General features: G+C 71.5%; 13 protein-coding genes. 10 read left to right on the plus strand and 3 right to left on the minus strand.

The window, feature by feature from the left end:
• Positions 1 to 55: 55 nt before the first annotated feature.
• Both WMF27_RS37520 and WMF27_RS37525 read left to right on the plus strand, forming a co-directional pair.
• Positions 56 to 190, plus strand: a complete 135-nt coding sequence (locus tag WMF27_RS37520) for a hypothetical protein (protein WP_437764096.1) — start codon at positions 56 to 58, stop codon at positions 188 to 190.
• 202 nt (positions 191 to 392) lie between these two features.
• On the plus strand, positions 393 to 572 hold the full coding sequence (locus tag WMF27_RS37525; RefSeq protein WP_437764095.1) for a hypothetical protein: 180 nt from the start codon (positions 393 to 395) through the stop codon (positions 570 to 572).
• A gap of 182 nt (positions 573 to 754) precedes the next feature.
• Here WMF27_RS37525 and WMF27_RS37530 read toward each other — a convergent pair whose 3' ends face one another.
• The gene (locus WMF27_RS37530) at positions 755 to 1,192 is read right to left on the minus strand and encodes a zinc-binding dehydrogenase (protein ID WP_437769956.1); all 438 of its coding nucleotides are present in this window, start codon (positions 1,190 to 1,192) and stop codon (positions 755 to 757) included.
• Positions 1,193 to 1,253: 61 nt separating this feature from the next.
• Positions 1,254 to 1,673, minus strand: a complete 420-nt coding sequence (locus WMF27_RS37535; RefSeq protein ID WP_437943398.1) for a LysR substrate-binding domain-containing protein — start codon at positions 1,671 to 1,673, stop codon at positions 1,254 to 1,256.
• A gap of 648 nt (positions 1,674 to 2,321) precedes the next feature.
• On the opposite strand from WMF27_RS37535, the gene WMF27_RS37540 reads away from it, so the two are divergent.
• The 5 genes from WMF27_RS37540 to WMF27_RS37560 all read left to right on the plus strand — a co-directional run bounded on the left by WMF27_RS37540 (position 2,322) and on the right by WMF27_RS37560 (position 10,240).
• Positions 2,322 to 2,561 carry a hypothetical protein gene (locus tag WMF27_RS37540; RefSeq protein ID WP_437764093.1) on the plus strand — a complete coding sequence of 80 codons (240 nt, stop codon included), beginning with the start codon at positions 2,322 to 2,324 and terminating at the stop codon, positions 2,559 to 2,561.
• Complete coding sequence (locus WMF27_RS37545) at positions 2,558 to 2,953, plus strand: type II toxin-antitoxin system VapC family toxin (RefSeq protein WP_437943399.1); 396 nt, start codon at positions 2,558 to 2,560, stop codon at positions 2,951 to 2,953. The genes WMF27_RS37540 and WMF27_RS37545 overlap by 4 nt, the downstream gene beginning before the upstream one ends.
• A 429-nt stretch (positions 2,954 to 3,382) precedes the next feature.
• Entirely contained in the window at positions 3,383 to 3,595 is a 213-nt protein-coding gene (locus WMF27_RS37550) for a hypothetical protein (protein WP_437943400.1), read from the plus strand.
• A gap of 708 nt (positions 3,596 to 4,303) precedes the next feature.
• A complete protein-coding gene (locus WMF27_RS37555) occupies positions 4,304 to 9,529 on the plus strand; it encodes an AAA family ATPase (RefSeq protein WP_437943401.1) in 5,226 nt (1,741 codons plus the stop codon).
• 261 nt (positions 9,530 to 9,790) lie between these two features.
• Positions 9,791 to 10,240: a hypothetical protein gene (locus tag WMF27_RS37560; RefSeq protein WP_437943402.1), complete on the plus strand. Its 450-nt coding sequence runs from the start codon at positions 9,791 to 9,793 to the stop codon at positions 10,238 to 10,240.
• 81 nt (positions 10,241 to 10,321) lie between these two features.
• Here the strand turns inward: WMF27_RS37560 and WMF27_RS37565 are convergent, their stop codons facing one another.
• On the minus strand, positions 10,322 to 11,305 hold the full coding sequence (locus WMF27_RS37565; RefSeq protein ID WP_437943403.1) for a LysR family transcriptional regulator: 984 nt from the start codon (positions 11,303 to 11,305) through the stop codon (positions 10,322 to 10,324).
• Between the two features lie 113 nt (positions 11,306 to 11,418).
• Between WMF27_RS37565 and WMF27_RS37570 the strand changes: the two genes are divergently transcribed.
• From WMF27_RS37570 to WMF27_RS37580, 3 genes are all read left to right on the plus strand, one after another.
• Positions 11,419 to 11,916: a DUF4260 domain-containing protein gene (locus tag WMF27_RS37570; protein ID WP_437943404.1), complete on the plus strand. Its 498-nt coding sequence runs from the start codon at positions 11,419 to 11,421 to the stop codon at positions 11,914 to 11,916.
• A gap of 89 nt (positions 11,917 to 12,005) precedes the next feature.
• Positions 12,006 to 12,323 (plus strand): type II toxin-antitoxin system VapC family toxin, encoded by a 318-nt coding sequence (locus WMF27_RS37575; RefSeq protein ID WP_437764087.1) that lies wholly within the window; start codon positions 12,006 to 12,008, stop codon positions 12,321 to 12,323.
• Between the two features lie 482 nt (positions 12,324 to 12,805).
• Positions 12,806 to 13,759, plus strand: coding sequence for a hypothetical protein (locus WMF27_RS37580; RefSeq protein ID WP_437764086.1), 954 nt, complete (start codon positions 12,806 to 12,808; stop codon positions 13,757 to 13,759).
• Positions 13,760 to 14,028 lie beyond the last annotated feature (269 nt).

Raw genomic sequence — 14,028 nt, forward strand, 5'->3', positions numbered from 1 at the left:
GCCGAGGCGGGCCCGGCTCGTGACCCGACCGAACTTGCGGTAAGGTCCCTGCATCATGAGCGACGTCGAGAATGTCCTGGTCGCAGCGCTGCGTCTGTCGGCGGAGGACCGAGCGGCCGTGGCGGCCGCGCTGATCCAGAGCCTCGATGAGACCGAGCAGACGACCGAGGACTACTGGAGAAAGAGGTGATGGGAGCGCCGCATGCGGTCCCATCAAGCCCTGATGGTTGGACGTCCAGTGACGAGCCAACCCGGGCTCTGCACCCGACGTCGTAGCGGCGAGCCGCTCGCCAACGCCACGATGCGCCCCAAGAGCGAGGAGATCTGCCGTTCTGGTGGCTTCGAGCCTCCGATTATCTGCACGCCTCTGGAGCTCGTGGAGGAGTAACATCATGCGCTATTCCGATTCCATCATTGACGAGGTTCGTGCTGCCCGCGACGCCATCGCCAAGGAGTACGAGTACGATATCGATGAGCTCGCCGAAGCGCTCAAGGCGCGTGAGGCCAAGAGCGGGCGGAAGATCGTGCGGCTGCCACCGCGCGAGGTGACGCTCGTTCGCAAAGCATCGTGACGAGGCGATCGGCGATAGCTCCGCCCAGGCCCAACTCAGCTCGACCGATCCCCCTGGTCACCATCACGAGAAATACGTGCTGTGGGATACGTCCTTCCAGGTCTCGTACTCGGCGCGCTGCGCATCCAGCTTCGCCAGATTCCGTTCGACGATGCCCGTTCGGAAGCGGCCCGATCGTTCGTCTAGGCTTGGACGCGCATGACGACCTTGCCGACGGCGCCCCCCTGGAGATGGGCGACGGCCGCCGGGAGATCGTCCAAGTCATAGGTCGCGGCCACAACGGGGCGGATCCCGAGACCATCGATGGCCCTGATCATGTCCTCCAGCGCTCGCCGGGGTCCGACGCCGATCGCATTGATCGTCGCGCGACGCAGGAGCAGCGGGCCAACCGGGGTCGAGATGCGGTCGCTGTCCAGAAGGCCGACGAGCAGGATCCTTCCGCCGTAGGCCAGGGCTTCGACGGAGGTAGCGAGGTTCTCGCCCGCGGCCATCTCGATCACGGCGTCCGCGCCGCGGCCGCTCGTGAACGCCATGACCTCGCGGTCCCAATGGGGACGGGTGCGATAGTTGATACCCACGCGTGCGCCCAGGCTTAAGCCGTCGCGCCGGCGGCGCTGCAGTGGATCAGATCGTTAGGCTCCCTCTCGTAAAACGAGAGGCTGCCGTCGCCTCGGCGGGCCGCTAGGCGCCTGGCCTCGGTTGCCCCGCCGGCACCCCGACGCCTTCGGCCGCAAGCCGGGCCTGCAGCCGGGGCGCCATCCAGTCCAGGAAGGCGCGGACCTTCAGCGGTAGGCGGCCCTGACCGGAGAAGACGAGGTGGATCGGAAGAGCAGGCACTTCGAAGGCCTCGAGGAGCGGCGTGAGGGCTCCGCTTCGCAGCTCCGATGCGATCTGGTAGTCCAGGGCTCTCGTGATCCCCAGGCCTGCCTTGGCCGCCACCACCGCCGCAGCGGGCGAATTGACCGCGACCCGCGCGCGCGGCTCCGCGACCACGTGGGAAGCATCCCGTACATACCGGCGACTGGTGCGGTCTCCTATCACGGAAGGGCGATGGCGGGCCTCGCCATGGCCTCCTCCAGGCAGATGCTGAACACGGCGCACGGCCCGCCAGGCCCGGTCGCGGTGGCTCGATGAAGAACTTCGTAACGACGCAGCCCATCAGCGGCGGCTCTGTGCCGCGCTCGGTGGTCCTCCCCCCGGGCCTGAGGACGCGCCCGCTTCCACCGACGCGGCTCGCTGGGCGAGCTCCAATCCAACCATTCAGGAAACCGGAGCGTCTCCACGGCGACGCCGTCCTCTCCCGAGATCATCTCGCCCTGGTCGTCCCAGCGGATGCCGCCCTTGCCCGGCGGCCCCAGCGTGAAGGTGACGCCCTCGACCAATTACCCGATGGGACATCGAAGGCACTCTGACGCGCTGATTCGCCGTCGATATCGTCGCGCAGATCGACCTCTCCGGCCTCGTCCCAATCGTGGTCGGCGGTGGTTGAACTTGTGCCCATCCCGGCGGATTTCTCGCGGCACGTGCCGCCCAACTCGCGGGCAGAACCGCAGTCGTTGGGCGGGTAAAGACCGGGGTACGGTCGTTCAGGCACAGGTTCCGGCACATCGCGCCGGGTCGGGCCGGCGCCTGCCGGACGTGTTCGTCCGGGCCGCGCGCACCGGGCGGCCCGCCTCGGGCATCGCGCGTGACGCCGGGGAGCTCTGACGCTAGACTGAGATCGCCGATAACGGAGCAGGAGGAAGCACCGTGCAAGCCGCCAAGATCCCCATCGTCATCCCCGCAGACCGTCGGGTAGAGCTGCTGGTGCCCGCAGACCTTCCAGAAGGTCCAGCGGAGGTGATCGTCCTCATCACCGCCCCGCAGAAGGCTGCGCCACGCGACAAGCGGGCAGCGCTTGGCATGGATCGGGGTACGGTCCAGATCGCCGATGACTTCGACGCGCCGCTGCCGGAGGACCTACAGCGAGCGTTCGATGGCGAGACATGAGGTTGCTGCTCGACACACACTGCTGGCTCTGGCTCGTCGCCGACCCCGAGAGGATCAGGCGCGACGTCGTGGAGATGCTCGTCGCAGAAGGTACTGACGTCTACATCTCGGCAGCGACAGCGTGGGAAATCGTCATCAAGCACGCGCTCGGAAAGCTCTCCCTTCCCATCCCGCCTGCCGAATACATTCCTTCTCGCATGGCCGCCCTCGGTCACCTTTCTCTGCCCATCGAGCAACGGCACACCCTCCAGGTCGCCGGACTTCCCCCGCATCACAAGGATCCATTGGATCGGATCCTGGTCGCGCAGGCCCAGGTCGAGGACATCCAGCTCGTCACCGCCGATCGGCTCATGACGCCCTACGATGTCCGTGTGATCTGGGCAGATGCATGAGCGTGCAGCGCGACGATGCCGATGCTCGGGTAGCCGTTCTCGCCCCCGTCGCCGCCTCGTCCGCCCAGCCGCCGGCCCCTCCCGATCCTCCCCCGGCGCCCCCCCTGGACGCCGCGCCGCACACGCCGAGCCCGCCCCTGCGGCCGCCGCGTCCGCCGCCTCCCTGGCCCGGCGTGCCCCAGCCGCCGTCGCCGGCCCAGTCCGCTTCCCAGCCGGCCTCGCTGATGCGCCCGATGCCCTGGCCGGGTGCGCCGACGGTGCCGCGCGCCCCTTCGTCGCGCAGCACAGCTGATTGCGACGTTGGGCCGACGGAGCGTCGATCCACAGTCGAACGCCGTCACGAATCTGGAGCAAGCACCACGTGCCCTGCTTCGAGAACGACAGAACAACACGCCCGTGTCGCACGTCCTCCGGATCGGACAGCTTCCGTTGCTCGGGCTTCTGTTCGGGCGCGTGCTCCTTCCCGCCCAGGTGGTCGACGAGCTCGATCGAGGCCAGCACGCCCTCGGCGCTTGGCGTGAGGCGCCAGGTGCCAATGCGTTGGTCGTGGCCGCGCCGCTCGATGGGCCTTTTCTGCGGCAGCTCCTCGTGCAGCTCGACCCCGGAGAGGCTGCGGCCATCGCGCTGGCGGCGCCGCGCTGAAGCAGCACGTCCTCGCAGCCGCCGGAGAAGCCTGAGAATGGGCGTGAAGCTCAAGAAGCACGAGTCTGCAGGAACCAGGCTTTGACTAACTTCCATGGGAGCCGCGTTTGTGAGCCGCGCGATACACGCGGAGCTGCCCAACGAGCCAATGCTGCCGACGGTCCGGGCAGCGCGCTTCGCGGGCTGCCCGGACCGCGGCAGATTGGCAGGGCGTCGGGCGGGTAAAGACCGGGGTACGGTCTTTCAAAGGAGGCGCTCGGGCCGAGGGCCAGGAGAGGCGGTGTGCCGCGCATCAGATCGAAGGGAGCGGCGTGCCCGGCGCCGCGGGCAGCGGGCCACGGAGCTGGCGGAGGGGGGCGCACGAGGGAGGAACAATTGCGCAGCAACCACAAAGGCGCGCGAGACGACGCCGGGGCTGCGCAGGAGGCCCGCCGGGGCTGCTCAGGAGGGCCGACGGGCTGCACAGGAGACCGCCCGCATGTTCGAGCTTCGAGACGAAAAGGGCACGCTCGTGCTGGCGATCGTCATCGAAGTCCGGCGCGACGTGGGGCGGAGCAGCACGCGGTCTCGGAGAGTGGCGATGTCCCCGGACACTGCTGCGACTGGGGCCGCGTGGCGGGAGCATCTTGCATCGACGTACCCCGCTCTGCAGGAGCTTTGCCGGTCAGCAAGAGGCCCCTGACCGGCACTTGCAGCCGACGCCGGCGCGTGTTGCCGCGCACAGTCCGCGGTCTCCGCGAGCCTCGGATCGCCGCGGCAGTAAGCGAGGCGACGATGCGCTGGCGCGGATGCTTTACCCGGTCGCGCCGCGTCACGTACGCTCGGGACGTACGCTCGGAAGCGGTGGCGCGATCGAGGATTCGCGCGGCGGCTGGGCGCGACGATCGACGGATCACGAGGCACAAGAGCATGGCAGAACAGGGCGCGTACACGTTCACCGCGAAGCTGCACGAGAGCGAGGGCGTGGTGATCCATCGGGCCGTCCGCGCCCGCGACGGCGCCCGGGTGGTCGTCAAGATCGGCAAGGGTGGGCCGCTCGCGCCGGCGATCCACGCCGCGCTGCGGCGGGAGTTCGCGGTGCTGCGATCGCTCGATCTGCCGGGGGTGATCAAGCCGCACGCGCTCGAGACGATCGGCGACGAGCTCGCGCTGGTGCTCGAGGACTGCGGCGGCCGCTCGCTCGACGTGCTGTTCCACGCCGGCGCCCTCGACCTCGCGGCGGTGCTGGCGATCGGCGTCGAGGTGGCGGGCACGCTCGACCTGCTGCACCGCTATCCGCTGCTGCACCGCGACGTCAAGCCGCACAACATCGTCTACGACCCGGCGACCGGGCAGGTGAAGCTGATCGACTTCAGCCTGGCGATCGCCGGCGGCGAGGACGGGGCGCCGCGCGTCGACGCGGGCGCGGGGATGGCGGGCACGCTGGCGTACATGTCGCCCGAGCAGACCGGGCGCATGAACCGGCCGGTCGACGCGCGCTCGGACCTGTACTCGCTCGGCGTGACGCTCTACGAGCTGGTGACCGGGGTGCTGCCGTTCGAGGCCGGCGACGCGATGGCGCTGGTCCACAGCCAGCTCGCGCGCGTGCCGGTCGCCCCGGCGGCGCGGATGCCGAAGGTGCCTCCGGTGCTGTCGGACATCATCATGAAGCTGCTCGCCAAGGCGGCCGAGGATCGCTACCAGAGCGCGGCCGGGCTGCGGGCCGACCTGCAGCGCTGCGCGGCCGCGTGGGCGGCGACGGGGACGATCGAGCCGTTCGCGCTCGGCAGCGCCGACCGGCCGTCGACCCCGCGGATCCCGCCGCGCCTGTACGGACGGCAGCAGGAGATCGACGCCCTGCTCGCGACCTTCACCCGCGTCGCCGACGGCGCGCGCACGCTGCTGCTCGTGCGCGCGCCCGGCGGCGCCGGCAAGTCGGCGCTGGTCCAGACGCTGGCGGCGCCGGTCGCCCGCGGCGGCGGGTTCTTCGTCGCCGCCAAGTGCGATCAGTACGACCACGGCGCGCCGTACGCCCCGATCGCCACGGCGCTGCGCGAGCTGTGCCGCACCCTGCTGACGGCCGCGCCCGAGGTCCTCGAGGCGTGGCGGCGCGCCCTCGCGTCCGCCCTCGGCAGCAGCGGCAAGCTCCTCACCGATCTGATCCCCGAGCTCGAGCTCATCGTCGGCCCGCAGCCCGAGGTCCCGCGGCTCGGCCCGGCCGAGTCGCAGAACCGCTTCAACCTGATCTTCACCGCCCTGCTGCGGGTCTTCGCCGCCGCCGACCACCCGCTCGTGCTCGTGTTCGACGATCTGCAGTGGGTCGACCCGGCGTCGCTGCGCCTCCTGCAAGAGATGCTGCTCGACGCCGAATGCAGGTACCTGCTGGTGCTCGGCACCTACCGCGACGACGACGTCGGCCGCGAGCACCCGCTGCCGGCCGCGCTCGCCGATCTGCGCGCGGCGGGGGTCGAGGTCGGCGACGTGCCGCTCGGTCCGCTGGCGCTCGCCGACGTCGAGGAGCTGCTGGCGGACACGCTGGTGATGGAGCGGCCGCAGGTCGCCGCGCTGGCGCGGATCGTCGGCGAGAAGACCCACTGCAACCCGTTCTTCATCGGCCAGTTCCTGCTGCTGCTCGCCGAGGACGGCCTCCTGCGCTGGGACCCCGCCGCGCGCCGGTGGGTGTGGGACGACGCGCAGGTGCAGGCGCGCGACGTCACCGACAACGTCGTCACCCTCGTCACCGGCAAGATCCGCCGCCTGACCCCCGCGGCCCAGCGGCTGCTGCAGCGGGCCGCGTGCGTCGGCTATCGCTTCTCGTGGCGCGTGCTCGCGGCCGTCGGCGGCGACGACGGCGACGACGACGCGACCGCGGCGCTCGGCGAGCTGATCCGCGAGGGCCTGGTGGTACCGCTCGCCGGCGGCGAGGGCGACGATCTCCACCGCTTCCTCCACGACCGCGTGCAGCAGGCCGCCGACTCGCTGCTGGCGAGCGAGGTGCGGGAGGCGACGCACCTGCGCGTCGGCCGGCTGCTGCGCGACGCGCACCCGGCGGGCGTGCCCGACGAGGCGCTGTTCGAGGTCGTCGGCCACCTCGACCTGGCGCTGCCGCGGATCGGCGGCGACGAGCGGCTCGAGCTTTCGCGGCTCAACCTCCGCGCGGGCCGGCGGGCGCGCGCGGCGACGGCCTACCACGCGGCGCGGCAGTACTTCCAGGCCGGCTGCGAGTGCCTCGGCGCCGACCCGTGGGCGCGCTGGTTCGAGCTCGGGTTCGCGCTGCGCGTCGAGCTGGCCGAGTGCGCGTACCTGTGCGGGGCATTCGCCGAGGCCGACGCGCTGTTCGAGGAGGCGCTCGCGCGGGCGCGCTCGCGCGAGGAGCGGGCGCAGGTCTACGACCTCCGCGTCCTCCTGCACGCGGCGATGGGCGACTTCGCGGCGGTGGTCGCGGCCGGGCGCGCGGCGCTGGCGATGTACGGCATCGGCCTGCCCGACGAGGGCCCGGCGCTGCAGGAGGCCGTCGCGGCCGCGTTTGCGGCGGCCCACGAGCACCTCGGCGAGCGGCGGATCGGCGCCCTGCTCGACGCCCCGCCGGCGCGCGACCCGGACGTCGAGGTCGTGATGCGGCTCCTGGCGTCGATGTCGGGGCCCGTGTTCGTCGGCAGGCCGGCGCTGTTCCCCCTGATCGTGCTGCACATGGTCAACCTGTCGCTGCGCCACGGCAACGTCGACGGGTCGGACTACAGCTACGCGGTGTACAGCCTCCTGCTCGCCGGCGTCACCGGCGAGCTCGGCAAGGCCTACGAATTCGGCGAGCTCGGGGTCAAGCTCAACGAGCGCACCGGCAACCTGCGCACCCGCTGCATGGTGCACTTCTTGTTCGGCACGTCGGTCGTGTTCTACCGCCAGCCGTACGCGGCCGGCGAGGAGTACCGCGATTCGGCGCGGCGCGTCGCGCTCGAGGTCGGCAACTTCGCCTACGTGTCGTTCTACTGCCTGCAATCGGCCGCGCTGGCGCTGATCGCCGACGCCGACATCCGCGGCGCCGAGGCCCGCATCGACGACGTCACGGCGCTCCTGCGCAAGACCCGCGACGTCGCGTCGACGGCGGTGGTCGAGTTCATGCGCCGCGTGGTCGTCAACTTGATGGGCGAGTCGGCGACGAGCGCCCTCGGCGGCGACGGCTTCGACGAGGACGCGTTCGTCGCCCACATGCCGCCCGGAGGGCTCGTGCCGTGGCTCTACGCGGTCAGCAAGCTGCGCCTCGCCTACCTGTACGGCGAGTACGAGCGCGGGCTCGAGCTCGCCGCCCGCGCCCGCGAGCTGCACGAGAGCGGCGCCGGGGCCGGGCACATGTACTCGCCCGAGCAGTACTCGTATTCGGGCCTGGTCGCCGCGGCCCGCTGGGACGCGGCCGGCGAGGCGGAGCGCGAGGCGCTGGCGCGACAGCTCGAGCGCGAGCGCGCGGCACTGCGGCCGTGGTCGACGAGCAACCCGTCGCAGTTCGTGGCGCTCCAGCACCTGCTCGACGCCGAGGCGGCGCGCCTGGCCGGCCGCGACGCCGAGGCGATCGCGGGCTACGAGCAGGCGATCACCGAGGCGCAGGCGCGCGGGTTCGTGCTCCACGCGGCGCTGGCGAGCGAGTGCGCGGCGCGGCTGCACCTGCGCCGCAACCGTCGCGCGCTGGCCGGCGCCTACCTGCAGGACGCCCACGTCGGCTTCGCCCGCTGGGGCGCGGCCGCCAAGGCGAACCAGCTGCTGCTCACCCGCGCCGACCTGCTCGCCCCGCCCGCGCCCGCGCGCGCCGGGCACAGCACGGGCCGCTCGACGAGCACCAACCGCGGGCTCGGCGTCGGCTCGCTCGACCTCGAGGGCCTGATGCGCGCCGCCCAGGCGGTCGCCGGCGAGCTGGTGCTGGACCGGCTGCTCGACCGCCTGATGCGGATCGTCATGCTCCGCGCCGGCGCCCAGCGCGGCTTCCTGCTCGTGCCGCGGGGCGAGGACCTGTCGATCGCCGCCGAGATGCGCACCGCGCCCGACGAGGTCCGCGTCGGCCTCGACCAGCCGATGCGCGACGACGCCGCCCTGGCGACCTCGGTGGTCCGCTTCGTCGCTCGCAGCCGCGAGTGCGTGCTGCTCGGCGACGCCGGCGCCGAGCCCCGCTTCGCCCGCGACCCCTACGTCGCCAGCCAGCGCCCGCGCTCGGTGCTGTGCCTGCCGCTGCTCCACCAGGGCCGGCTGTCGGGGATCCTCTACGTCGAGAACAACGCGATCCGCGACGCCTTCGCGCCCGAGCGCGTCGAGCTGCTGCAGCTGCTGTCGGCGCAGGTGGCGGTGGCGATCGAGAACGCCGGGCTGTACGCCAGCGTGCAGCAGGCCCGCGAGCAGCTCGAGCAGCAGGTCGAGGCGCGCACGCACGAGCTGAAGACCGCGCTCGATCAGCTCCAGGCGGTCAACGCCGACCTGGTGCGCCAGGGCGAGGCGCTGCGCGAGGCCCACGCGCAGACGCGCCGCGAGATCGGCGAGCGCGAGCGGGCCGAGCGCGAGCGGTCGGCGGCGCAGGCGGAGATCTTGCGCGTCCAGGAGGAGCGCCTGGCGGACATGGCGGCGCCGCTGCTGCCGATCACGGAGAGCATCGTGGTGATGCCGCTGATCGGGGTGCTCGACGACGCCCGCGCGTCGCAGGTGCTGGCGACGGCCCTCGAGGGCTCGGTCCGGACGCGCGCGCAGGTGGTGATCCTCGACATCACCGGCGTGCGCCAGCTCGACGCCGCCCCGGCTGCCATCCTCGCCCGGGCCGCGAGCGCGCTGCGCCTGGTCGGCGCCCAGGCGATCCTCACCGGGGTGCGGCCCGAGACGGCCCAGCTGCTCGTCCGCCACGCCGCCGGGCTCGGCGGCCTGCTGACGCTCGGCACGCTGCAGAGCGGCATGGCCTACGCGCTCGCCCATACCCGCGGCTGAGGCGCCGGCGCCGCGGCCGGGGCCTCTCGGCCGCTCCCTCGCGCCTCGCCAGCGTGACGGCTTTGAGCCCCTCGCCAGAATCCATCCTCGTCGCGTCCGGCATGAGCTCCCTGCCCCGCTCGAGGTCGCGCTGGTCGTTCATGATCGTGAGCTTCTGATTGCAATCGACACGCAATCCAAGCGAGGACTTGTGTCTGCGTGGCGTATCGGGCTCCAGCAGTCGCCATCGCTGTCCTGGCTAACGAGTGGATGAGCGCTTCCATGAACCTGATTCAGCTGGCCGACGCCCTGACCGCATGCGCTGTCGCTGATCCCTGGGCGTTCGACGGCGGCGACCTCTTGGAGACGCTCTCCAGGATCGAAATGACGACCGGCGTTCTTCAGCCGCCGTTTTCCACGGAGCTCGAGCTGAACGATCGCTTCCTCGTCGTCGATCACGACGCCCATGTGCCAGCGTCCTCTGTCCGGGGCTTCGCCGATCGTACGGCGCTTGAAGCGTTCATCCTTGGCCCCGCGGGGCTGACGAATCCGTTCACGACCTTCTGCGTCGCCTTTGTGGACGGCAGCTGCCGCCCGTTTCGGCTGCTCTACGTCGACGGCGCACGAGATGTCGAGTTCAGCAAAGCCGCGCAGCTGGAGCGCGACCCCTTTGGGCAGGAGTATCCGGAGCTCCGGCTCGAATGGTCGCCGACCGCGCGACGTCCCTCGTGACGCCTCCGTGCAGAGAGAGGCCCAGAGGCGGCCTGACTGGCCAGCTCCGAGCACCGCGGCGCCAGGTAGCCACCTCGGCCGTCATGAACGGGCCCTCGCCGCTCGGCCCGAGCTGGGCCTTCCCCGCGTGCCCGGCGGCCGGGCCTTCTCCGCCACCGGCCGTGTTGCGCGTCCCTGGGTCGCGTAGGCACCAAGCAGCGCGACGAGGTGCTCGAAGACGAGGCGGACGCGGCGCACGGCGCGCAGATCCTCGTGCATGACGACCCAGACGTCCAGGTGGAAGGCGAGCGCGGGCAGCACGCGCACGAGCGGCACCGGCCGCCGGCTGAGCGGGAGCTGGCACACCCCGATGCCGAGGCCGGCGCGCACCGCGGCGAGCTGCGCGATGTCGCTGTCGCTGCGGAACGCATAATCGCGCGGCCTGGTGACGAGCCCGGCGGCGGCGAGCGCGTCGATCATGGCGCGGGAGCCGTCGGCGCCGATGAGGGCGTGGTCCGGCACGAGCCCCGCGAGCGACGTCGGGGCAGCGCGCGCGGCGAGGTACGCCCTGGTGGCGAAGAGGCCGAGCTCGACGCGCCCGGCGCAGCGCCTCACCAGGCCGGCCTGCGTCGGCTCCGCCATGCGCACGGCGACATCGGCGTCGCGGCGCAGGAGATCCTCGGTGCGATTCGTGGCGACGAGCTCGATCTGGAGGCGCGGATGAGCGACGCGGAGCGCGGCGAGCATCGGGGGGAGCACCTCGACGCCGACGACCTCGCTGCACGTGACGCGCACGGTGCCGCGGTCGGCATCGGCGGGGCTCGACACGGCGCGCACGAGGGCGCGCGCGCTCGCAGCGATGGACTCGGCGTAGGGCAGCGTGGCAAGCGCGAGCTCGGTCGGCACCAGGCCGTTCGGCGCGCGGGTGAAGAGCACGACGCCGAGCTGCGACTCGAGCTGCTCGATCTGGCGGCGCACGGTGGGCTGCGCGACGCCGAGGGCACGCGCGGCGGCGGAGAGGCTGCCGGTGCGCATGACGGCAAGGAAGGCACCGTAGAGGTCCCACGAGGGCTCGGCTGGGCTCATCAAAAGATGATGAGCGGATGGACGCATTTGTACAATGTTCATGAGCATCCGCGGCGACCATGCTCTCCACGTCGCCGGCACCCGCGCCGGTACGCACGACGAGGAGAACGACCATGACCGCCGCCACGACGCTCCCTGCGCTCGACCTTGCTCCCTCTACCCGCCGCCCCGTGCCGCAGCCCGCCTGCGAGGTCTCGGCGGGCGGGGCCAAGGGCATGCCGCGCGCGCTCCTGCGCCTCGAGGGCGCGCTCGTGCTCGGAGCAGCGCTGCTCGCCTACGGGCACCTGGGCGGGAGCTGGGGATGGTTCGCGGCGCTGTTCCTCCTGCCCGACCTGTCGCTGCTCGGCTACCTTGCGGGCCCGCGGGTGGGCGCGGTGGCCTACAACGCGGGGCACAGCCATCTGGCTCCGGCGCTGCTCGCGGTCGCGTCGGTCGCGCTCGGCTCGCCGGCGCTGCTGCTCGGCGCGGCGATCTGGGTCGGGCACATCGGCTTCGATCGGATGCTGGGCTATGGGCTCAAGTACGGGACGGCGTTCGGCGACACGCACCTCGGCCGCCTGGGCTCGAAGCGCTCTTTGAAGCAACGATGGTTTCAACGGTTGCCGAGCTGAAGACGGCTGCTCCCTGTGAAATTCCTGCTTTCTCTCGTGGTTTTAACCCGTTTGTCGCTCTCTAGAGGATCAGGCGCGACGTCCTGGAGATGCTCGTCGCAGAAGGTACTGACGTCTACATCTCGGCAGCGACAGCGTGGGGAATTGTCCGCAAGCACGCGCTCGGAAAGCTCTCCCTTCCCATCCCGCCTGCTGAATACATTCCTTCTCGCATGGCCGCCCTCGGTCACCTTTCTCTGCCCATCGAGCAACGGCACACCCTCCAGATCGCCGGACTTCCCCCGCATCACAAGGATCCACTGGATCGGATCCTGGTCGCGCAGGCCCAGGTCGAGGACATCCAGCTCGTCACCGCCGATCGGCTCATGGCGCCCTACGATGTCCGTGTGATCTGGGCAGATGCATGAGCGTGCAGCGCGACGATGCCGATGCTCGGGTAGCCGTTCTCGCCCCCTTGCCGCCTCGTCCGCCGCAGCCGCCGGCCCCGCCCGCTCCTCCCCCTCCCCCGGCGCCCCGCTTGGACGCCGCGCCGCACGCGCCGAGCCCGCCCCTGCGACCGCCGCCGCCGCCCTGGCCCGGCGTGCCCCGCCCGCCTTCGCCGGCCCAGTCCGCTTCCCAGCCGGCCTCGCTGATGCGCCCGATGCCCTGGCCGGGGGCGCCGACGGTGCCTCGCGCGCCGTAGATCCCGTGGTCCCCGTACGAGCGGACGCCGCCTCCGCCGCCGCCCTGGCCCGGTGTGCCCCAGCCGCCGTCGCCGGCCCAGTCCGCTTCCCAGCCGGCGTCGCTGGCCGCCCCGTCCGCCATGGCGCCGCCACCCCCTGAGCTGGAGCTCTCTTCGCATCTCCCCGGCGTTTCGTGCCGGCATGGGGCGTGCTCGAGGCCGAGCGTCATGCCGACGCTCGAGCACAACGCCCTCGTCGAGATGTTCCGCGAGCACCCGGAGCTCGCGCCCCGGTTGCTCGCGATGCTCCTCCACGTCGAGGTGCCGCCGCACGCCTCGGTCGCGGTGGTCGAGTCGTCGCTCGACCAGCTCATCCCGGTGGAGTACCGCGCCGATCTGGTGCTCGAGCTTCGCGACGAGAGCGACGTGCTGGTGCTGGCGATCGTCATCGAGGTGCAGCGCGACGTGGACCCGGACAAGAAGTACTCGTGGCCAGCGTACGTCGCGGTCGTGCGCGCCAGGAAGCGCTGCGGCACGATCGTCCTCGTGGTCGCGCCGGACGCGGGCGTGGCGGCCTGGGCGGCGGAGAACATCGACCTCGGCCTGGGTCGCGGCCACGTCGATCCGCTGGTGCTCGGTCCAGCGGTCGTGCCCGAGATCACGGACCCGGCCGACGCGGAGACGGAGATCGAGCTAGCCGTGCTCTCGGCGGTGGCGCACGGCAACGGGCCGAGCGGGCTGACCGTGGTGCAGGCGGCGCTCGCTGCCCTCGGCCGGCTCGACCAGGCGCACGCGATGGTCTATTTTCAGGTCATCTGGAACGGGTTGCGTGAGCCGATGAGACAGGCTCTGGAGGCACTGGTCATGGAACGGCAGATCGAAGGCGAGGCGACCTTTCCCCCGTCGTTGCAAAGGCTCATCGATCGCGGCAAGCTCGAGGGCATGCGTGAGGGCGAGCTCAAGGGCATGCGCGAGGGCGAGCTCAAGGGCATGCGTGAGGGCGAGCTCAAGGGCATGCGTGAGGGCAAGAGGGACACGCTGCTGCGGCTGCTTGCGCGTGCAGGGATCGTGCTCACCGAGGACGAGAGCGCGCGCATCCGGGCATGCACGGACGTCGCGACCCTCGACCGCTGGATCGAGAACGTCCTCGGGGCGAAGACGGCCACCGAAGTGCTCTCCTGACGATGGACGGACGCGGCCCGACAAGGCGATGAATCGGACGGTCTTTGCCGGCAGGCGATCGGCGGGACGTTGCGCCGGCGCGGGCGAGCTCCACCCCAGCGATTCAGGAAACCGGCGCCTCTCCACGGCGACGCCGTCCTCGCCCGAGATCATCTCGCCTTGGTCGTCTCAGCCGATGCCGCCGTTGCCGGCGGTCCCAGCGTGAAGGTGACGCCCAGGGCCGTGAGCCGGTCCTCGTCGAGGGTTGCGATACCGATCGAGTTGCCGCC

It is taken from the genome of Sorangium sp. So ce281 (assembly GCF_051527395.1).
In the GTDB taxonomy this organism is placed as follows: domain Bacteria; phylum Myxococcota_A; class Polyangia; order Polyangiales; family Polyangiaceae; genus Sorangium; species Sorangium cellulosum_B.